The following is a 19,919-nucleotide window of genomic DNA, read 5'->3' as shown; positions in this document are numbered from 1 at the left end:
TTTGTTTAAAATACTCCCAATTCAGAAAAATTTGTTGTCATTCATTTTACTTATAAATCGTTTTCATTTACAATAAATAGTGCGGATTTGATACCTTGAAAATACATAAGGGTTCAAATGTACAAATTTGGGGAACGATGACGCCTGTAAAAAGGCCATTGTTTGAATATTTATGAGGGGGTAAAAGGAAAATGGCTAGCAATGCTTTTCATGCTCGCAAACAATTTGACCTAAACGGCCAAACCTATAACTATTACGACCTGAAAGCCTTAGAAGATGCGGGACACGGCAAGATCTCCCGTCTGCCTTTCTCCATCCGTATCCTACTGGAGTCTCTGCTTCGTCAGCACGACGGACGTGTCATTAAAGATGAACACGTGGAGAGTCTAGCAAACTGGGGAACTGAAAAATCAAAAGGGGAGGACGTTCCATTTAAACCTTCCCGCGTTATTCTGCAGGACTTCACCGGCGTACCGGCGGTTGTTGATCTTGCGTCCTTAAGAAAAGCCATGGTCGATATGGGCGGCAGTCCAGACAAAATCAACCCGGAAGTACCGGTTGACCTTGTTATCGATCACTCGGTACAGGTGGATAAATACGGAACACCTGATGCATTGAATGTGAACATGGAACTTGAATTTGAACGAAATAAAGAGCGTTATGAATTCCTTCACTGGGCTCAAAAAGCGTTTGACAACTACCGTGCTGTACCACCGGCAACAGGTATTGTCCACCAGGTAAACCTTGAGTATATCGCAAATGTCGTTCACTCGCTGGAAGCGGAAGACGGGACGTATGATGCCTATCCGGATACACTCGTAGGTACAGACTCCCATACGACGATGATCAATGGTCTTGGTGTTCTCGGCTGGGGTGTTGGTGGTATTGAAGCTGAAGCGGGTATGCTCGGCCAGCCATCCTATTTCCCTGCTCCGGAAGTCATCGGTGTGAAACTGAATGGCAGCTTCCCGCAGGGTACAACAGCGACAGACCTTGCGTTAAAAGTCACGCAGAAGCTTCGTGAGCAGAATGTTGTCGGAAAATTTGTCGAGTTCTTTGGACCCGGCCTTCAGGAGATGCCGCTGGCTGATCGTGCCACGATTTCCAACATGGCGCCCGAATATGGAGCTACATGCGGATTCTTCCCGGTTGATGGAGAATCACTGGAATATCTCCGTCTGACAGGAAGAACGGAAGATCAGATCAAGCTTGTAGAAGAATACTCCAAGCGGAACAACCTCTGGTATGATCCATCATTCGAAGATCCTGAATTTACGTCACTGGTTGAAATCGATCTCGGGGAGCTTGAGCCGAACTTGTCCGGTCCTAAGCGTCCGCAGGATTTGATTCCATTGTCCCAGATGAAGGATTCCTTTGAAAAAGCGATCACCGGTCCTGCCGGCAACCACGGTTTCGGACTTGATAAGTCTGAATTTGATAAAGAGGCGGAAGTTCAGTTTGAAAACGGCGACAAATCCGTCATGAAAACAGGTGCCCTTGCTATCGCAGCGATTACGTCGTGTACAAACACGTCCAACCCGCATGTTATGCTCGGAGCCGGACTGGTGGCGAAAAAAGCTGTGGAAGCTGGACTGCAGGTTCCTGATTATGTGAAGACTTCCCTTGCACCGGGGTCCAAGGTTGTAACCCGTTACCTTGAAGATTCAGGATTAATGGATTACTTGAACCAGCTCGGCTTTAATCTTGTCGGTTACGGCTGTACGACATGTATTGGTAACTCCGGGCCGCTTTTACCTGAAATAGAAAAAGCGATTGCTGACAGTGATCTTACTGTGTCTTCTGTCCTTTCCGGTAACCGTAACTTTGAAGGGCGTATCCACCCGCTGGTAAAAGCCAATTATCTGGCCTCTCCACCACTTGTGGTTGCTTATGCCCTGGCCGGTACGGTTGATATCGACCTGAAAAATGAGCCGATTGGAAAAACAGCGGATGGAAAAGATGTCTACTTCAATGATGTCTGGCCTTCCCAGGAAGAAATTAAAGCGGAAATCGCACGTGTGGTCACACCTGAGATTTTCCGTAAAGAATATGAAAGTGTCTTCAATTCCAATGAAAAATGGAATGAGATCGAGACGACGGATGAACCATTGTATGATTGGAACGATGATTCCACATATATCCAAAACCCGCCGTTCTTTGAAGGGCTTTCCAAGGACCCTGAAACGGTTAAACCGATTCATGGCATGCGCGTTGTTGGTAAGTTTGGGGATTCCGTAACAACGGACCACATTTCACCGGCAGGGGCGATTCCTAAGGATATGCCGGCAGGAGAGTACCTGCAGGACAAAGGCGTAAGCCCGCGTCACTTTAACTCCTATGGTTCCCGCCGTGGTAATCATGAAGTGATGATGCGTGGTACGTTCGCCAATATCCGGATCCGCAACGAACTTGCACCTGGTACAGAAGGTGGATTTACGACATACTGGCCGACTGAAGAAGTCATGCCGATTTATACAGCGGCTATGAAGTATCAGGAAGATCAAACGCCGTTGATGGTCATTGCCGGTAACGATTACGGTATGGGAAGCTCCCGTGACTGGGCGGCCAAAGGTACCGATCTCCTTGGTATTAAGACGGTCATCGCTGAGAGCTTTGAGCGTATCCACCGTTCCAACCTTGTTATGATGGGTGTTCTTCCACTGCAGTTTAAGCCGGAAGATTCCATTGAATCCCTTGGTCTGACAGGCAGGGAAACGTTCGACGTTGAAGTCGGTGAAGACGTGAAGCCGCGTGACCTTGTGAAGGTAACCGCTGTGGATGAGGAAGGCAGCAAGAAAGAATTTGATGTCATTGCCCGTTTTGACAGTGAAGTGGAAGTGGATTACTACCGTCATGGTGGAATCCTGCAGATGGTACTGCGTAATAAGCTTCAATAAATCGGAGGAGAAGACCGCTCTTAGGGAGCGGTCTTTTTTCTTTGCGTACACCTTTACGGACATAATCTTTTTATATATTGTTATATATAGAATAAGGACAGCCAAAAGCGGGGGAAATGTATGCAGAAATGGCTAGCAGGCCTTTTTTTAGCCGGACTTCTCATATTCGGTATTTTTTCTGTCATGAAGGAAACAGACGGTGAACAGCATGAGGCCATAGAGACGCCGGAAAGCAGCGGAAGTCAGGATGGAGCAGGAATGACCGCTCCCAATGCTCCCGAAGGGCTTCAGCAGGGGGATGCCGCCCCTGATTTTACGTTGGAAACCCTGGACGGGGAAACGGTCAGCCTCTCTGACTTTAAAGGGAAAAAGGTGTTTTTGAACTACTGGGCCACGTGGTGCCCGCCATGCAGAGAGGAAATGCCTGAGATGCAGCGTTTTCAGGAAGCACATGGGGATGAAGTCGTGATTCTTGCAGTTAATGGAACGGGTTCGGAAAAAAGTGTGGAAAAGGTGGAGGATTTCGTACAGGACGGCGGCTATACATTTCCTGTTCTCCTGGATCAGGAATTATCCCTGAATCAGAATTATCAGATCATCTCCATTCCGACCACCTATTTCATCGGTACAGATGGGATTATCCAGGAGCCCCGGATCGTAGGCCCGATGACATATGAGGATATGGAAAAAATGAAAAATGCGTTAAAATAGGAATATTTTCTGTCAAAAGTGGAAATCATACCTGTAAAGGAGAGATTTCCATGAGAAAACATAAACCAGTTTCTTTTGAAGAGCGTGTAAAAGAAAACATAAGGACGATTGAATCTGATCAACAGTTGATGGATCAGATTGATGATCGTATAGAAAAAAGACATAAGGATCGTTTAAAGCAGATTCCGTCATAAATTGCGGAATCTGCTTTTCTTTTTTTCCATGGTCATATTTCAGTCCTTTATGGGAAAAGTAAAGGATGACTCCATGAGGATGGGGCGATTGAACGACAGGAGGGTTCCGTATGTCTCATAAACAACAACATATGGCTAATCAAAAACCAAACCCGGATAACCGGGCTGATAATGTAGACCGGCTGCAGGAGAAAGTGCAGAACACAATCGAGAACATTGAAGTTTCTCATGACGCTCTTGCGTATGCTACCGAAGAGGAACAGCGTAACATTGAAGACAAAAACAAACGGAGAAACGAGTCTCTCCGTGCCATGAGGCAGGAAATTAAAGAAGAGTCCGCCCATTCCAGGCATCAACAATACTAAAGAGCCGACCGCTTCTCCAAAAGGAGAAGCGGTTTTTCATATCGTATGCATCTTCATCTACATGTTCCGGTGACTATGATAAAATGTAAACCGGTGATAGAAAAGGAAGTGATGTAGATGCTGAATACGTTGAGACAATGGAAAAGTATAGATCAGGCTCCTCCCATTACAGAGGTGGAGGCGCTCCGATATGTGAATGAAGGGACAGAGGACAAGGAGTTGAAAGCTGTCCTTTATACAGCCCTCGCTTATCACAGGATGAAAAGACACCCAGGGGAGGACCCGCTGGCCGATCAATTCATTGATGAAGCCCGAAGGCTCGAGGGTTCCCATTCACTGGTTACAGACCTGTATGAATCAAAGCAGCTGATGAAAGCCTACGCCATACTAAAAGAAACCCCTTTGGAACAGTGGATCCTTCATGAGACGGATCATGATTCGGCAAAAGCTAAAAAAGTGAAATCGATATATGAGGATGTCCAGGAAGTCATCAGTCAGTGGAACCACGAGCTGGCAGAGAAGACCCTTCTTGATGTTTCCAGCCGCCTGAAGATCTACCAGGATATTTACAATGAGCTGGAAGAGCTGAAGGAAATGCTTGAAGAAGCCATCCACTCGATTGAAAACCGGAGAATCCGTGTGCCGGTGAAGGAAGTGAACGAGCGGACGAGACAGTTGTCTGATAAACAGGATGACATTCACCGGCGGCTGCCGGAGTTTCTTACGGAAACAGCCACCCGGAATCCGTTGGAAGCCCTGGACCAGATGGTCGGTCTTCAGGATGTGAAAGATTACATCCGCCGCTATTACCGCTTTCTTCAATATCAACAGGAACGGAAGAACTTTGGCTTTACGATGGTGGATGAGCCGGGGTTACATATGATCATTACAGGTAACCCTGGGACAGGGAAAACAACGATGGCCCGTCTGCTTGCTAATATATACCACGAACTCGGCATTCTCGATACGAAGGAAGTGGTGGAAGTCAACCGCTCCCATTTAGTTGGTTCCTATGTCGGCCAGAGTGAAGAAAATACGATGAATTACGTGAAACAGGCGATTGGAGGCGTACTTTTCATTGACGAGGCCTACAGCCTGCGCAGAGAAGGACAGACAGGCAATGATTATGGACAAGCGGTCATTGATACGCTTGTTTCGGCGATGACAAGCAAGGAATACGGAGGAAAGTTTGCCGTAATTATGGCTGGTTATCCAGAAGAAATGCGCCAGTTCTTATGGTCCAATCCGGGGCTTAGAAGTCGTTTCCCTGAACAAAATCATATTGAACTTCCCGATTATCAAATGGATGAGCTCATGAATATAGCGGAACAGACAGCCCTGGAAAATGATTTCTTTTTTACAGAACAGGCCAGAAAACAGTTCGATTCCCTGATTGATAAAGAACGGGTCGACGATTCGTTCGGTAATGCCAGAACGGTAAAGAACCTTGTATTAAAGACTGTTTTTCATAAGGGAGCACAGGAGGCGGAGCGTGATAAGCAGCACTGGCTCGACCATATGCGGATCACGATAGAAGACTTGTCGTGGGATGATGATGATAAGCTGGAGGAGCGCACGCCTATGCAGCGGCTTGATGAATTGATCGGTCTTACGAGTGTGAAAACCGAAGTCCGAAAGCTGTCGTCATTCGTGCAGGCTCAGCAGAAACGTAAGGAAAAAGGACACCCGGTCGTGCCCATCCAACTTCATTCGGTCTTCTCAGGAAATCCGGGAACAGGAAAAACAACCGTGGCTGCCATCTATGCTGACGTCTTAAAAGAGTGCGGCCTTCTTAAACGGGGCCATATGGTTGTCGCATCCCGTTCGGATCTTGTCGCCGGCTATGTCGGTCAGACCGCCATCAAAACAAAACGTAAAATCAGGGAAGCCCTTGGCGGCGTTCTTTTCATTGATGAAGCCTATGCCCTCTATAACGGCGGGCGTGATGATTTTGGCAAAGAGGCGATTGAAACCCTTGTCGATGAAATGACGAAGCACAATGAGAACCTTGTTGTTATTTTAGCGGGGTATAAGCAGGAGATGGAGCAGCTGGTCGAGAGTAATCCCGGGCTTTCCTCCCGTTTTAAGAAATACTTCCAGTTCCCGGATTATACCGAGCAGGAGCTGTTGGAAATGACCCATTATCACGCGCGGAACTACGGATACTTTTTCAATGAATGGGCCGAGTCCTATCTGCTTGAGAAATATTCCGACCACCATATTCGCGGGAATGGGCGTTTCGTAAATAATCTTGTCAATGAAGCTGTTCAATATCAGGCGATACGGATGATGGAAGGCGAGCTTGAAGATATGAATGAGCTTGAACTGCCAGACTTGGAAAAAGCCTGGAGCGCAGTGAGAAGGGAGTCTTAGTCATGAAAATTGTTGAAACACCCATCCAGGTCAGGTATCAGGAAACCGATATGATGGGGGTCGTCTATCATGCCAATTATCTGATTTGGTTCGAAATCGGACGGACCGCCTTCATTGAGGGACTCGGATTCAGTTATGCGGAAATTGAAAAACAAGGCGTCGTTTCCCCGGTGATTGATGCTCAGGTGAGTTTTAAAAAGCCGGTACGGTACGGGGATGATGTCCAAGTCCGTACATGGGTGGAATCCTATGATGGCCTTCGCGTATCCTACGGTTATGAAGTCGTCCATCATGACGGTTCCATCGCTGTTACAGGTGTAACGAAGCATGTGGTGGTTAAAAGCGGCAGCTTCCGTCCGGTCTCTATACGGAAAAGCTTTCCCGAATGGCATGAAGCTTACTTGTCAGCCTTGGAGACGACAAGCTGATGGCCTTTGGTGTGAAAAGGGAAGAGCTGGAGACATGGAAACGGCGGATTCAACAGGGGGAAGTCGCGCTTCTTACTCATTTCTGGCTGGATGAGAGATTTCCAGGCTGTGACACAGTTACGAAAGCCGGATGCAGTGATCTGGCCGTGTTAAAGAAATGGGGCCGGCGTTACGGCCTTCATCCAGGGTGGATCCACCTTGACCCTTATCCTCATTTCGACTTGTTCGGCGATAAGCAGTATGAAATATTAAAGCAGGAAGGGTACTGGGAGCATATCGAGCGATTCTCGCTGGGTAAGAAGGAGACGTAACCTGAAAAAATCAAGCAGTGTCCCAGAGGGAGGGATGTGGCTGTCGGGGGAAATTCCCCGGCAGCCTTTTTGCATCCATCTGAATCCGTATAAGCAGAGACATAATGCATCGGGGAAATTTTGTTTTAAGAAGTCCAAGGTGGAATGGCAAAGGCTGGAGCAGATTTTGAGAATACAAAAAAGCTTGTAGGAAAACTTTCATTTCCCTACAAGCCTGTCGTTTTACTTTTTATATTCGAATGAAGGTTCTTCCCATTTAGTATCATACTGAACTTCAAGGGAGTGGTCATCAAAATACCAGGCATCATCCGATTCTATGAAGAAATGGATGCGTCCGGTCTTGGTTTCGGCGACCGGCTCAGAAGGTTCTTCCAATTTGATAGCCAGGGAAAAACCGGGCTGCAGACCGCCTGTTCCTCCATATCTTACGTAAAAACGGAGATGGGCCTGTTCATCTATATCCAGTTCATTTTCATACCATTCGGCAGCTTCTTCGGTTACGGTTAAATTCATATCGCAGCTCAACTCCTGTCATTAAAATCGTCTATATCCTGCTATATCCGCAAAGCGGATGGGATAAACGTTTCCCATCCGCTTTACTTATCTGCGTGTTCTTTCTTCATCGGTACAGGGTCAAACCCACCGGGGTGGAAAGGGTGGCATTTCATAATCCGTCGGACCGTCAGCCACGTCCCTTTAAAAAAACCAAAGCGCTTATAAGCTTCAATCCCGTAAGACGAGCAGGTGGGCTGAAAGCGGCAGCTCGGTGGAAAAAAGGGGCTGATCCCTTTTTGATAGAATCGGATGATGCCGATCATCAGTTGTTTCATCGTTCTTCCTGTATACGCTCCTGCTTCTTGTCATAACTAAGGGAAGCTACGGCATCGTGCAGGTGAATCGATTCCTCATTCCGGCACTGAACTTCAAAGGATTCCACAAAGGTGTATTCATACAGGTCCGCAGCCACAAGTCGGACGATATCCTCGACAAACCGCGGGTTTTCATAAGCCTGTTCTGTGACCATCTTCTCATCCGGACGCTTGAGGACAGGGTGAATTCTGGCACTTGCATTGCTTTCAGCCGCTTCAAGAAGAGCAGCTTTCCAATCAACTTCCTGTTCATTAAAGTCATCCGTCAGTTTAACTGACATCGTGACATTCCCACGCTGGTTATGTGCACTGTACTCACTGATTTCCTTGGAACATGGGCACAGCGTGGTAATCTTTCCAGTCAGGGTAACGGTCACATCGTGTCCTGTCTCCTGATCATATTCCACGCGGATGGTTGCATCGGCATGGTTCATTCCGGTCAAGTCGGAATAAGGGCCTTTTCTTTCAAAGAACCACGGGAAGGTGACTTCAACCTCTGCGTCCGTCTGTTTCAGGCGTCCGGCCAGTTCCTCGGTGAACTGTTTCAAGGTTTCGATATCAATAGCAAAGCCTTCATTGTGGTATTTATCGAGCTGTTCAGTGAACCGGCTCATATTCGTACCTTTACTGCCTTTGGCAATCGAGGAACCAAAGGAAAAGGTGCCGATGGTTGTTTGAATCTGGGGGGTCATACTGCTCGGGATACGAATTGGGTGTTTGACGTTTGAAATACCCACCATATCAATATCGAACAGAAAATCTTTTCTTGAATTCTGCAGATCCGCCATCTGGTCTTTTTCGACGGGTTTGGTGCGTGGACCTGGATCGACAGACCCGAATAATTTATGTCTTTCTTCTTTAGTAGGCAGCTGTTTCGTTTGATTTAGTTCAGTTTTATTCATAGCAAGGACTCCTTTCAGGCCTTCTTTCTATGTCAAAGTATACCTTATGTATTTCTTTAATGACAATGGAATGCTTATGGAAATGTGCCGTCTCCCTAGGATGCTTCAATAAAAGAAAGCCTATCCTTTAAGGACAGGCTTTCGTGTTACATCCACGTGATCTTAGGTTCTGTCTTATTGATGATTCTCTTAATATTCGAACGATGGCGGTAAATAACAAAGATCGTAAAAATGGAAATAACGATCGTCAATCCATACTCCTCTAGAAGGATGGAAGCACCTATTCCGACGAGCCCGCACACCATCGAGGAGAGGGACACGTACTTGGAAATGTATAACAAAATGAAAAACGATAAGATAAGAACGAGAAATACAAGAGGGTTCACCCCGAGGATGACGCCTCCGGATGTAGCGACTGCTTTGCCTCCCTTAAAACCTGCAAATACCGGATACATATGACCGATGACGGCAAAAATACCTATAATCAGCGGGATGACTTCTGCTCCGAGAAAGAAGGGCAGGGCGGCAGCTGTGGTCCCTTTTAAAATATCGGCTGTCGTAACGATTAAGCCGGCCTTTACTCCGAGAACGCGGAATGTATTCGTCCCGCCGAGATTTCCGCTCCCATGTTCTCTTATATCTGTACCATAACCCACTTTTCCAACAATCAGTCCTGATGGAATGGAGCCGAGGAGATAGGCGGCAAGGGAATAAAGTAGATATTCCAATAAGTTCAACTCCTTCATTACTTTCTTCTATTTTATCATGCAGGCGCCGGGGAAAGAACGGAAAATTCTATCAGCTTCTCTTCCTTCTATGGACCCCGTATGTATAGGACGAGCGAGCTGTAAATTCAACGCCGCAACATCTTATTATACCAATCAGGAAAGCTGTGACAAGGTTTTTCCGGTCCTTTTGCAAGGGAAGAGTGGATGGTTGCAATAGGTTTCAACCTGTGTGAAAGTGGGTAAATAGTACGGTCTTTAGTATATGAAGGAGGAAACGCATGATTACTTTTACAAATGTGTCCAAAACGTACCCGGACGGGACGACGGCATTAAAAAATATAAATCTCGAGGTGGAAGAAGGGGAGCTTCTCACTCTGATTGGTCCGAGTGGGTGCGGGAAGACAACGACGATGAAAATGATCAACCGCCTTATACATCCTACTGATGGAACCATTACGATACATAATAAGGACATCAAGGATTACAACATTCATGAACTGCGTTGGAATATCGGCTATGTCCTTCAGGAAATCGCCCTCTTTCCACATATGACAATTGAAGAGAACATTGCGATTGTACCGGAAATGAAAAAATGGAAGAAAAAAGATGTATCCGGACGGATCGACGAACTGATGCAGATGGTCGGACTCGATCCTGAGAAACACCGTAAGCGGAAACCGAGTGAGCTTTCCGGTGGACAGCAGCAGCGTGTAGGGGTAATCAGAGCGTTGGCGGCCGACCCCGATATCATTCTGATGGATGAGCCGTTCAGTGCGCTTGATCCCATCAGCCGCGAGCAGCTTCAAAAGGATATCCGGAACCTGCAGCAGGAAATTAAAAAGACCATTGTGTTTGTTACGCACGATATGGATGAAGCTCTTGCTCTGGGCGACCGGGTCTGCCTTATGAAAGAAGGCGGGATTGTTCAGGTGGATACCCCACAGAATTTCATTCTCCATCCAGCCGATGATTTCGTCCGTGATTTTATCGGAGGACGGAAATCCCCCTGGCTGACAGCCGTCGATGTGATCATGGATCAGTCCGGAAGCAGGATTTTCCCTTATCAGGATTATAAAGAAGGCTCGATACCGGACCACGGTGCATATGTACTGACCTCTGAAAAAGGGATTTACCAGACAGGTGTCGTTGACGGGAGGGAAGTTATGCTTCCGATACTGACAAACGGAACCGTCCTCCGGGAAGCTGTCTCAGAATTTGAAAAAAATTCGCATCGGATTCTCCCGGTCGTAAAAGGAGATCAGCTTGTTGGCACGCTTTCCTATAAAGATATCGTTCATTATTTAAAAGAGAAGTCTGATCAGGAACAGGGGGCTGTTCAGCTGTGAATGGATTTATTCAGGTTTTTGCAGAAAGACAGGATGTCCTGTGGGAGAAAGTGTGGGAACACCTGCAGATATCCATTATCGCCCTTGTAATTGCAACATTGATTTCTGTTCCTCTCGGTCTCTTGTTAACGAGAAAATTGAAAGTAGCTGAACCGGTCATTGGAGTGACCGCTGTTCTTCAGACCATTCCAAGTCTCGCTGTCCTGGCCTTTTTGATTCCATTTTTCGGAATCGGGGAAACGCCGGCCATCATTGCCCTTGCGGCTTACGGCCTTCTCCCTATTCTGAGAAATACGTATACAGGAATAAAGGAAGTAGATCCTGCCCTGAAAGAAGCGGCTACAGGGATGGGGATGAGTTCGTTCCGCCGGTTATCGCGTGTAGAACTACCGTTGGCGATGCCGGTCATTATGGCAGGTATCCGGACATCGATGGTGCTGATTGTCGGTACTACGACCATCGCTGCTCTGATTGGGGCTGGAGGTCTTGGTGATTTGATCCTTCTCGGCCTCGACCGTGGCGGCGACGCCAATTTAATTCTGCTGGGAGCCATTCCAGCTGCCCTTCTTGCGATCGTGCTGGATTTAATTCTGCGTTTATTTGAACGGACTTCTGCAAAGTCAGGATTCCGTTCCCTCGTCAGTCTGCTGGTAATTGCAGCTCTTATCGCCGTTGGACCGCTGCTGTTCAGCAGCAAATCCCAGAATGATCTTGTACTGGGGGCCAAACTCGGATCCGAGCCTGCCATTTTAATCAACATGTACAAGCTTCTTATTGAAGAAGAAACCGATCTTCAGGTTGGCTTAAAACCGAACCTTGGGAAAACAGACCTTGTTTTCAGCGCCCTGGAGGAAGGAAGTATTGATATCTACCCTGAATTTACAGGAACAGCCATTGTATCCCTGATGGGAGAACAGGCTCAGAGTAACAAGGAACAGGAAGTGTATCAACAGGCGGCGCAGGGGATGAGTGAACAGTATGATATGGCTTACCTTGAGCCGATGCAGTTCAACAATACGTACGCCGTCGCGACCACGCAGGAACTGGCTGACCAATACGGGCTGGAAAGCATCGGTGACTTAAAACAGGTGGAAGACCAGTTGACCGCCGGTTTCACTCTTGAATTCAATGATCGTCAGGACGGATATCAAGGAATGAAAGAAGTGTATAACCTTGATCTCGGCGAAGTGAGAACGATGGATCCAGGCCTACGCCAGGGAGCGATTTCCAATGGTGAAGTGGACATCATTGACGCCTATGCTACAGCAGGTTATATGGTGGATTTGAATCTGAAAGTGCTGGAGGACCCGGAAAATCTGTTCCCTCCTTACCAGGGCGCCCCGCTGATGAGGCAGGAAACGCTTGATCAGTACCCTGAAATCGAAGATGCTCTGAATCAACTGGGTGGAAAGATTACCGGAGATGAAATGCGGGAAATGAATTATGAAGTGGATTTTGAGGACCGTTCACCAGAAATGGTGGCCCGCGAATACCTTGTTGAAGAAGGTCTTATTGAAGAATAGGAGGAATGGACATGCCATTTGAAAATCCGTCTCCAGAGGAGATTAAGAACGTCTTAAAAGAATCCAAGACGATTGCCGTTGTCGGACTATCGGATAAACCACACCGGACTTCGTACCAGATCAGTGAAGCTATGCAGGCGGCAGGATACAGAATTATTCCTGTTAACCCGATGGTTACGGAAGTTCTCGGAGAGCCGGCTGCCGCCTCTCTCCGGGAAATCCAGGAGCCGGTGGATATTGTTAACGTATTCCGCCGCTCTGAATATCTTCCGGGGGTGGCTGAAGAAGCAGAAGCGCTCCAGCCTAAAGCTTTCTGGGCCCAGCAGGGGGTTTATCATGAAGAAGCATGGGAACAGTTGAAAGATACGTCCACAAAGGTCATGATGGACCTCTGTATTAAGGTTGCCCATAGTCTGTACAAGTGATATAAAGAAGTTGAATTTGAAAAAATCCCTGTCCTTTCAGGGATTTTTTCACGTTATCTGGAAGAATTATGTTTGCGAAACGATGTAAAATCGCTACAATATAACAAGCAGTGTTTTTTTGAGAGCGGTTGTATAAACAGCATCCATTTCACGAAACGATAAAAACATGCATAAGGCAGGCAGTAGAATAGAACGATAAAAACCCTCTGCTCCGCTGCGTGTCTTATACTGAATCTGCACGTGTAAAGAGGAAAAGTCATTTACACAATCGAACGTTTGTTCTATTATGGTAATTAGTTGCTGTGAAAGAGAAAGGAGCCGATTGGAAATTGTCGAGTCAAAATCATACGTATTCAGATGATTCTATACAAGTATTGGAGGGGCTGGAGGCTGTCCGGAAGCGACCGGGGATGTACATTGGATCCACGGACCACCGCGGTCTTCATCACCTCGTCCACGAAATCGTGGATAACGCCATCGATGAAGCTTTATCTGGATTCGGACAAAAGATGACGGTTACCCTTCATAAAGATGGAAGCGTTTCTGTACAGGACGAAGCTCGTGGTATGCCTGTAGGAATGCATAAAACAGGAAAGCCCACACCGGAAGTAATTTTAACTGTTTTACACGCCGGAGGTAAATTCGGACAGGGCGGCTATAAATCTTCCGGAGGTCTCCACGGGGTCGGGGCCTCTGTTGTCAATGCCTTATCTGAATGGCTGGAAGTTCACATCTGCCGGGATGGGGAGAAATACTACCAGCGTTTCGAAAAAGGAGGCGTGCCTGTTACATCCCTGGAAAAAAAGGGAGCTGCACGCAAATCCGGTACAACCATCCGGTTTAAGCCGGACCCCGACATTTTTTCTGTGACGAAGTTTAATTTTGAAACCCTTTCGGAAAGACTGAGAGAAGCAGCATTTCTTCTTAAAGGCTTCCGTATCGTTCTGGTGGATGAGCGGAAGGATGGAGAAAAAGAAGAATATCAGTATGATGATGGACTGGTTTCATTCGTTAAGTATTTAAATGAAGAAAAAGATACCCTGCATCAAGTTGTATCTTTTGAGGGCGTACAGTCAGGGATTGAAGTGGACTTTGCGTTTCAGTTTAATGATGGATTCGCAGAAAACATCCTATCCTTTGTAAACAATGTGCGCACAAAAGATGGAGGAACGCATGAATCAGGAGCTAAAACAGCTGTTACGCGGGTGTTCAATGATTATGCGCGCAGAACACAGCTGTTGAAGGAAAAAGATAAGAATCTTGAAGGAAACGATATCAGGGAAGGCTTCACAGCGATCATTTCAGCAAGAATTCCCGAGGAGCTGCTCCAGTTTGAAGGACAGACGAAAAGTAAGCTGGGAACATCTGAAGCCCGCTCGGCTGTCGACAGTGTTGTAGCAGAGAAGCTCATCTATTTCCTTGAGGAAAATCCAGATGCAGCCTCGATGCTGATTAAGAAAGCGATCCGGGCGAAAGAGGCCAGGGAAGCAGCGAGAAAAGCCAGAGAAGATGCGCGTTCCGGCAAGAAGAAGAAGCGTAAGGATACGCTCTTGAGCGGAAAGCTGACTCCGGCACAGTCAAAGAATGCAGAGAAAAACGAACTGTATCTCGTTGAGGGTGATTCTGCGGGCGGATCGGCCAAGCAGGGACGGGACCGTAAGTTTCAAGCCGTTCTACCCCTCCGCGGTAAAGTAATTAATACAGAGAAAGCAAAGATTGCGGATATCTTTAAAAATGAGGAGATTTCCACGATCATTCATACGATCGGCGCGGGCGTAGGCGGGGATTTCACTCTGGAAGACTGCAATTACGATAAGATCGTTATCATGACCGATGCAGACACAGACGGAGCACACATTCAGGTGCTGCTGCTCACCTTCTTTTACCGATACATGCGGCCGTTGGTAGAAACCGGGAAGGTGTTCATCGCTCTTCCACCCCTTTATAAAGTGTCCAAAGGCAAAGGAAAAAAAGAGAAAACCGAATATGCCTGGGATGAGGAAGGTATGCAGAAAATCCTGAAGGAATTTAAAAATGGCTATACGATCCAGCGCTACAAGGGTCTCGGTGAAATGAACGCCGACCAGTTGTGGGAAACAACGATGAATCCAGAATCACGAACGCTGATCCGGGTCACAATTGATGATATTGCCCGTGTGGAACGAAGAGTTACAACATTGATGGGAGACAAAGTAGAACCTCGCCGTAAATGGATTGAATCCCACGTTGCCTTTGGTCTCGAAGACGAAGCAAACATTCTGGAAAACGATAAAATCCAATCATAAAAGGGGGACGTTCTGATGGCTGAGGCAGAGAAGTTTTTAGATTTACCTTTAGAGGAAGTTCTCGGAGACCGCTTCGGGAGATACAGTAAATATATTATTCAGGAAAGGGCCCTCCCTGATGCCAGGGACGGGCTTAAGCCTGTTCAGCGGAGAATTCTGTATGCGATGCATCAGGAAAGAAATACGCACGATAAAGCCTATCGGAAATCCGCTAAAACGGTGGGTACCGTTATCGGTAATTACCACCCTCACGGGGATACGTCCGTGTACGACGCCATGGTACGGCTGAGTCAGACATGGAAAGTACGCAAACCGCTTGTGGAAATGCATGGAAACAACGGAAGTGTAGATGGTGATCCTCCCGCAGCGATGCGTTATACAGAAGCAAGGCTTTCAGCCATATCATCTGAACTGCTGAGGGATATAGAAAAGCAGACCGTTGAATTTATCCCGAACTTTGATGACACCATAGAAGAGCCGACCGTGCTGCCGGCGAAGTTTCCAAACCTGCTGGTTAACGGCTCCACAGGAATTTCAGCCGGGTATGCCACTGAAATTCCCTCCCATAATCTTGGAGAGGTGATCGATGCCGTCATTATGAAGATTGATAAGCCTCATGCAGATGTACCGGAGCTGATGACCAAATTAAAAGGACCGGACTTTTCTACTGGAGGAATCATTCAAGGGATTGACGGAATCCGAAAAGCGTATGAAACAGGAAAAGGGAAGGTCATAGTCCGTGGACGTGCGGAAATTCAGGAGCAGCGCGGTGGACGTGAGCAGATTGTCATCGACGAAATCCCATTTGAAGTCAATAAGGCCAGCATGGTGAAACGGATGGATGAACTCCGTATTGATAAAAAAGTGGAAGGGATCGCAGAGGTGCGTGATGAAACAGATCGGACAGGTCTGCGGGTTGTCGTCGAATTGAAAAAAGATGCCAACAGTGAAGGCGTCCTGAATTATTTATATAAGCATACCGATCTGCAGATTTCCTATAACTTCAACATGGTCGCGATCCACGACCGGACACCGAAGCTTCTGAATCTGCCGATGATGCTGGATGCTTATATCGAGCACCAGAGAGAAGTGGTAACAAGGCAGTCCATTTATGATTTGAATAAAGCCAAGCGCCGCGCCCATATTGTGGAAGGGTTGATTAAGGCGATTTCCATCCTGGATGAAGTGATCGCGACGATACGGGCGTCCAGGGATAAAGCGGACGCCAAGGAACAGCTGATTCAGCAGTATGCCTTCACAGAAGAACAGGCAGAAGCGATTGTAACCTTGCAGCTGTACCGCTTGACGAATACCGACATTACCGCCCTTCAGGCAGAAGCGGAAGAGTTAAGAAAGCAGATTGAGGAACTTGAAAAGCTTCTGTCCAGTGAACGTGAAATGATGAAGGTAATCAAGTCGGACCTGCGTGCAATGAAGAAAAAATACAAAGACGAACGCTTAACGAAAATCGAAGACAAAGTTCAGGAACTGAAGGTCGACTTAGATGTCATGGTCGCGAGCGAAGATGTGCTTGTTTCCATTACTAAAGACGGCTATATCAAGCGGACGAGTTTACGTTCCTATGCGGCCTCAAACGGCGAGGATTTTGCGCTGAAGGATGGCGACCACCTGCTGCGTCTGGTTGAAATGAATACCACGGATACCATTCTTCTGTTTACGAACTTAGGTAAATATCTGTTCCTTCCTGTCCATAAACTCCCCGATATACGCTGGAAAGATCTTGGTCAGTTTATATCCAACATTGTTCAAGTGGAAAAAGATGAATACCTTGTTGAAGCCATCCCGGTCCGGGAATTCAACGAAGAGGATTTCCTGATGTTCTTTACGAAAAACGGGATGGTTAAAAAGAGTGAGCTCAGTCTCTATCAGGCTCAGCGGCATTCCAAAGCCCTGGTCGCCATCAATCTCAAAGGTGGTGATGAAGTCGTGGATGTCCATGTAACCAATGGTACAGGAGAGATCTTCCTGGCCTCCAATAAAGGGTACGGCTTGTGGTATAAGGAAGATGAAGTGAACACTGTAGGACAGAGGGCATCCGGCGTCAAAGCCATGACGCTGAAAGAAGGCGAATGGGTGGTGTCCGGCCAGATTTTTAAGGCTGAAGAGGATCCTTCCGTATTGATGACCACTCACCGGGGGGCTGCCAAGCGGATGAGACTGAAGGAATTCGACCGTACATCAAGAGCCAAACGTGGAGTGATCATGCTGCGGGAGCTGAAGAAAAACCCGCATCAAATCGTGGACGTTCATCTTGTCCAAAGAGAAGATGAGGTTGTACTCATGACGGAAAAACAAGAAACGACAACGGTTAAACCAATGGACTTAAAAGCCAATGACCGTTACAGCAACGGTTCCTACGTTCTGGACGTCGACCAAAAAGGAAAAGTTGTCGAATCCTGGCTGAAGCCAGGGTATGAAGTCCCGTTCAAACAGGAAGATGAAAATAACCAATAAAAAATTGACGACGCGAACGGTTCAAACAAAAAGAACCGTTCGCGTTCTTTATTCAAACTTAGTAGCAACTCCGAAATATAAAAGAAAAAACCATCAATAAGATAAAACCGTAAAGTAGAACCGCATAAAAAGGAGAGGGGGAGAATCCCTTTTAGCTGCGGAAGTAAACTGGATATGATTGTATTTTCAAAATACTATGATAAAATGAAGATATATTCAGTTGAAGGGAGATGATGTATGAGCCGCTTACGAAGCACCATCCTTGAAACTTCTCTGCAGTTATTTGATCAACATGGTTTTCACGGTGTGACCGTGAATCAGATTGTTGCAGCCTCCGGCACATCTAAAGGCGGTTTTTACCACCACTTTCAATCCAAGGATGAACTTCTATTTGTGATTCACGACACCTTTATTACATACGTTTTGAAAGAGGCTGGAGCAGCCAACGTGATTCACACCTCACCAACAGCAAAAATTCAGGCTGTCATTCATTCTTTTGTGAAAGTCTTTGATTTATACAAACCTCATATATCGGTTTTTTATCAGGAAAGTAATTACTTGAAGCCTGAATACGAGGAAAGAATCAAACGGAAACGGGATGAATTTAAGGACGTCATTTTCGGGATCATTCATGAAGGTCAGAAAAGCGGTGATTTTCGTAAAGAGCTTCCGCTTGAAGTAACCGCTATGGCTGTTTTAGGCATGGTCAATTGGATTTACAAATGGTATCAGCAGGATGGCCGGTATTCGATCGATGAAATCGCAGAAGTTTACATTGATTTGATTCTTCATTTTTTACTGCCCGGCAGCAGTGATCACCTGATTCGTCATATGAGTAAAGTCCCTTTTTTTTACGACATAAAGTAAACGCTTTCATTCTTTTGTTATGTGTCATACAGACCAACCAGTCGGTCTATAATCATGGGTAAGGGGGATTATCATGAACTTTGAACTTACGAAAGAACAGGAAATGACAAGAAAAATGGTCCGGGATTTTGCCAATAATGTCATTGCGCCGAGAGCGGTGGATATTGATCGACATGCAGAATTTCCAAAAGACATTTTTGATGAGATGGGCAGACTCGGGCTTCTTGGCATTCCATTTCCTGAGGAGTATGGTGGCTCTGGCGGGGACACCGTTACCTACGCGCTGGCCGTTGAGGAAATTGGGCGTGTTTGCGGATCCACGGGATTGAGTTATGCAGCTGCGGTTTCCCTTGGGGCAAGTCCAATCTACTATTTTGGTACCGAGGAGCAGAAACAGGAATACCTTATTCCGCTTACGAAAGGGGAAGGTCTTGCTTCCTTCGGTTTAACAGAACCAAATGCAGGATCCGATGCAGGCGGTACGAAGACACGGGCGGAATTAACAGGGGATCACTATGTAATTAATGGGGAGAAATGCTGGATTACCAACGCAGAGTATGCAAGGTCCATTACTGTGACAGCTGTCTCAGGAAAGCGGGAGGACGGAAAGAACATTATTTCGGCGTTTATCATTCCTAAAGATACCGAAGGCATGAAAATCACGAGTCCTTACGAAAAAATGGGCGTCCGCGGATCGAATACTTCTGAAATCATATTGGAAGATGTGAAAGTACCTAAGGAAAACATCCTCGGTGATCCTTCCAAAGGATTTCATCAGTTTTTATATACACTGGATGGCGGCCGCATATCCATAGCCGCTCTTGCTGTCGGTATTGCCCAGGCGTCCCTGGATAAAGCGCTTGCCTACGCGAAGGAGCGGAAGCAGTTTGGGCAGTCCATTTCAAAATTTCAAGCCATCCAATTCAAGCTTGCTGATATGGCCATGGAAGTGGAGCTTGCGAGAAATATGGTGTTAAAAGCTGCCTGGTTGAAGGATCAGAAGAAGGATTTCACGAAAGAATCCGCTTATGCCAAGCTTTTCGCCTCTGAAACAGCCTTCCGCTCATCGAATCAGGCTATTCAGATCCACGGCGGGTACGGATACATGAGGGAATACGAAGTCGAGCGATTCTTAAGAGACGCCAAGCTTCTCGAAATTGGCGAAGGGACTTCTGAAATTCAGCGTATGGTCATCGCACGCCAGCTTGGATGCTAAGAAA

General features: G+C 46.7%; 18 protein-coding genes. 14 read left to right on the top strand and 4 right to left on the bottom strand.

Annotated features, from left to right (window positions below; genetic code table 11):
- The first annotated feature begins 191 nt into the window (after positions 1-191).
- The 7 genes from acnA to GLV97_RS09865 all read left to right on the top strand — a co-directional run bounded on the left by acnA (position 192) and on the right by GLV97_RS09865 (position 7,279).
- Positions 192-2,897, top strand: a complete 2,706-nt coding sequence (gene acnA / locus GLV97_RS09895; protein WP_160889583.1) for an aconitate hydratase AcnA — start codon at positions 192-194, stop codon at positions 2,895-2,897.
- Between the two features lie 120 nt (positions 2,898-3,017).
- Positions 3,018-3,608, top strand: a complete 591-nt coding sequence (locus GLV97_RS09890; protein ID WP_160835694.1) for a TlpA family protein disulfide reductase — start codon at positions 3,018-3,020, stop codon at positions 3,606-3,608.
- 50 nt (positions 3,609-3,658) lie between these two features.
- Positions 3,659-3,802, top strand: a complete 144-nt coding sequence (locus tag GLV97_RS09885; RefSeq protein WP_160835695.1) for an FbpB family small basic protein — start codon at positions 3,659-3,661, stop codon at positions 3,800-3,802.
- A gap of 131 nt (positions 3,803-3,933) precedes the next feature.
- Positions 3,934-4,167 carry a small acid-soluble spore protein Tlp gene (gene tlp / locus GLV97_RS09880; RefSeq protein ID WP_160889591.1) on the top strand — a complete coding sequence of 78 codons (234 nt, stop codon included), beginning with the start codon at positions 3,934-3,936 and terminating at the stop codon, positions 4,165-4,167.
- 117 nt (positions 4,168-4,284) lie between these two features.
- Positions 4,285-6,540 (top strand): AAA family ATPase, encoded by a 2,256-nt coding sequence (locus GLV97_RS09875; RefSeq protein ID WP_160889582.1) that lies wholly within the window; start codon positions 4,285-4,287, stop codon positions 6,538-6,540.
- A 2-nt stretch (positions 6,541-6,542) separates the two neighbouring features.
- Positions 6,543-6,968 carry an acyl-CoA thioesterase gene (locus GLV97_RS09870; RefSeq protein WP_160835697.1) on the top strand — a complete coding sequence of 142 codons (426 nt, stop codon included), beginning with the start codon at positions 6,543-6,545 and terminating at the stop codon, positions 6,966-6,968.
- On the top strand, positions 6,968-7,279 hold the full coding sequence (locus GLV97_RS09865; protein WP_160835698.1) for a hypothetical protein: 312 nt from the start codon (positions 6,968-6,970) through the stop codon (positions 7,277-7,279). Before GLV97_RS09870 ends, GLV97_RS09865 begins: the two co-directional genes overlap by 1 nt.
- A gap of 222 nt (positions 7,280-7,501) precedes the next feature.
- On the opposite strand, the gene GLV97_RS09860 is transcribed toward GLV97_RS09865, so the two are convergent.
- The 4 genes from GLV97_RS09860 to plsY all read right to left on the bottom strand — a co-directional run bounded on the left by GLV97_RS09860 (position 7,502) and on the right by plsY (position 9,778).
- Complete coding sequence (locus tag GLV97_RS09860; RefSeq protein ID WP_160840299.1) at positions 7,502-7,792, bottom strand: HesB/YadR/YfhF family protein; 291 nt, start codon at positions 7,790-7,792, stop codon at positions 7,502-7,504.
- An 83-nt stretch (positions 7,793-7,875) separates the two neighbouring features.
- Positions 7,876-8,109 (bottom strand): membrane protein insertion efficiency factor YidD, encoded by a 234-nt coding sequence (yidD, locus tag GLV97_RS09855; RefSeq protein WP_160889581.1) that lies wholly within the window; start codon positions 8,107-8,109, stop codon positions 7,876-7,878.
- Positions 8,106-9,050 (bottom strand): GTP cyclohydrolase FolE2, encoded by a 945-nt coding sequence (folE2, locus tag GLV97_RS09850; protein WP_160835701.1) that lies wholly within the window; start codon positions 9,048-9,050, stop codon positions 8,106-8,108. Before folE2 ends, yidD begins: the two co-directional genes overlap by 4 nt.
- 146 nt (positions 9,051-9,196) lie before the next feature.
- Positions 9,197-9,778: a glycerol-3-phosphate 1-O-acyltransferase PlsY gene (gene plsY, locus GLV97_RS09845; RefSeq protein WP_160835702.1), complete on the bottom strand. Its 582-nt coding sequence runs from the start codon at positions 9,776-9,778 to the stop codon at positions 9,197-9,199.
- A gap of 278 nt (positions 9,779-10,056) precedes the next feature.
- On the opposite strand from plsY, the gene GLV97_RS09840 reads away from it, so the two are divergent.
- The 7 genes from GLV97_RS09840 (at position 10,057) to GLV97_RS09810 (ending at position 19,915) form a co-directional block, all read left to right on the top strand.
- A complete protein-coding gene (locus GLV97_RS09840) occupies positions 10,057-11,124 on the top strand; it encodes an ABC transporter ATP-binding protein (RefSeq protein ID WP_160840300.1) in 1,068 nt (355 codons plus the stop codon).
- The gene (locus tag GLV97_RS09835) at positions 11,121-12,647 is read left to right on the top strand and encodes a glycine betaine ABC transporter substrate-binding protein (RefSeq protein ID WP_160889580.1); all 1,527 of its coding nucleotides are present in this window, start codon (positions 11,121-11,123) and stop codon (positions 12,645-12,647) included. Before GLV97_RS09840 ends, GLV97_RS09835 begins: the two co-directional genes overlap by 4 nt.
- Positions 12,648-12,658: 11 nt before the next feature.
- Positions 12,659-13,072 carry a CoA-binding protein gene (locus tag GLV97_RS09830; protein ID WP_160835705.1) on the top strand — a complete coding sequence of 138 codons (414 nt, stop codon included), beginning with the start codon at positions 12,659-12,661 and terminating at the stop codon, positions 13,070-13,072.
- 329 nt (positions 13,073-13,401) lie between these two features.
- Positions 13,402-15,357 carry a DNA topoisomerase IV subunit B gene (gene parE / locus GLV97_RS09825; protein WP_160889579.1) on the top strand — a complete coding sequence of 652 codons (1,956 nt, stop codon included), beginning with the start codon at positions 13,402-13,404 and terminating at the stop codon, positions 15,355-15,357.
- A 15-nt stretch (positions 15,358-15,372) separates the two neighbouring features.
- The gene (gene parC / locus GLV97_RS09820) at positions 15,373-17,832 is read left to right on the top strand and encodes a DNA topoisomerase IV subunit A (RefSeq protein ID WP_160835707.1); all 2,460 of its coding nucleotides are present in this window, start codon (positions 15,373-15,375) and stop codon (positions 17,830-17,832) included.
- A gap of 237 nt (positions 17,833-18,069) precedes the next feature.
- On the top strand, positions 18,070-18,699 hold the full coding sequence (locus tag GLV97_RS09815; RefSeq protein WP_160889578.1) for a TetR/AcrR family transcriptional regulator: 630 nt from the start codon (positions 18,070-18,072) through the stop codon (positions 18,697-18,699).
- A 73-nt stretch (positions 18,700-18,772) separates the two neighbouring features.
- Positions 18,773-19,915, top strand: a complete 1,143-nt coding sequence (locus GLV97_RS09810) for an acyl-CoA dehydrogenase (RefSeq protein WP_160835709.1) — start codon at positions 18,773-18,775, stop codon at positions 19,913-19,915.
- Positions 19,916-19,919: the final 4 nt, after the last annotated feature.

The organism is Halobacillus litoralis, assembly GCF_009856355.1.
Taxonomy (GTDB): domain Bacteria; phylum Bacillota; class Bacilli; order Bacillales; family Halobacillaceae; genus Halobacillus; species Halobacillus litoralis_B.
The sequence above is the reverse complement of the archived record's forward strand: the minus strand, read 5'-3'. Positions and strand labels throughout refer to the sequence as shown.

What these genes read in the sequence shown, in the direction of transcription:
- GLV97_RS09885 (WP_160835695.1), top strand. Translation starts at nt 3,659, where the DNA reads ATGAGAAAACATAAACCAGTTTCTTTTGAAGAGCGTGTAAAAGAAAAC.
- GLV97_RS09865 (WP_160835698.1), top strand. Translation starts at nt 6,968, where the DNA reads ATGGCCTTTGGTGTGAAAAGGGAAGAGCTGGAGACATGGAAACGGCGG.
- parC (WP_160835707.1), top strand. Translation starts at nt 15,373, where the DNA reads ATGGCTGAGGCAGAGAAGTTTTTAGATTTACCTTTAGAGGAAGTTCTC.
- folE2 (WP_160835701.1), bottom strand. Translation starts at nt 9,050, where the DNA reads ATGAATAAAACTGAACTAAATCAAACGAAACAGCTGCCTACTAAAGAA.
- GLV97_RS09870 (WP_160835697.1), top strand. Translation starts at nt 6,543, where the DNA reads ATGAAAATTGTTGAAACACCCATCCAGGTCAGGTATCAGGAAACCGAT.
- GLV97_RS09810 (WP_160835709.1), top strand. Translation starts at nt 18,773, where the DNA reads ATGAACTTTGAACTTACGAAAGAACAGGAAATGACAAGAAAAATGGTC.
- GLV97_RS09840 (WP_160840300.1), top strand. Translation starts at nt 10,057, where the DNA reads ATGATTACTTTTACAAATGTGTCCAAAACGTACCCGGACGGGACGACG.
- GLV97_RS09890 (WP_160835694.1), top strand. Translation starts at nt 3,018, where the DNA reads ATGCAGAAATGGCTAGCAGGCCTTTTTTTAGCCGGACTTCTCATATTC.
- GLV97_RS09875 (WP_160889582.1), top strand. Translation starts at nt 4,285, where the DNA reads ATGCTGAATACGTTGAGACAATGGAAAAGTATAGATCAGGCTCCTCCC.
- tlp (WP_160889591.1), top strand. Translation starts at nt 3,934, where the DNA reads ATGGCTAATCAAAAACCAAACCCGGATAACCGGGCTGATAATGTAGAC.
- GLV97_RS09830 (WP_160835705.1), top strand. Translation starts at nt 12,659, where the DNA reads ATGCCATTTGAAAATCCGTCTCCAGAGGAGATTAAGAACGTCTTAAAA.
- yidD (WP_160889581.1), bottom strand. Translation starts at nt 8,109, where the DNA reads ATGAAACAACTGATGATCGGCATCATCCGATTCTATCAAAAAGGGATC.
- GLV97_RS09860 (WP_160840299.1), bottom strand. Translation starts at nt 7,792, where the DNA reads ATGAATTTAACCGTAACCGAAGAAGCTGCCGAATGGTATGAAAATGAA.
- acnA (WP_160889583.1), top strand. Translation starts at nt 192, where the DNA reads ATGGCTAGCAATGCTTTTCATGCTCGCAAACAATTTGACCTAAACGGC.
- GLV97_RS09815 (WP_160889578.1), top strand. Translation starts at nt 18,070, where the DNA reads ATGAGCCGCTTACGAAGCACCATCCTTGAAACTTCTCTGCAGTTATTT.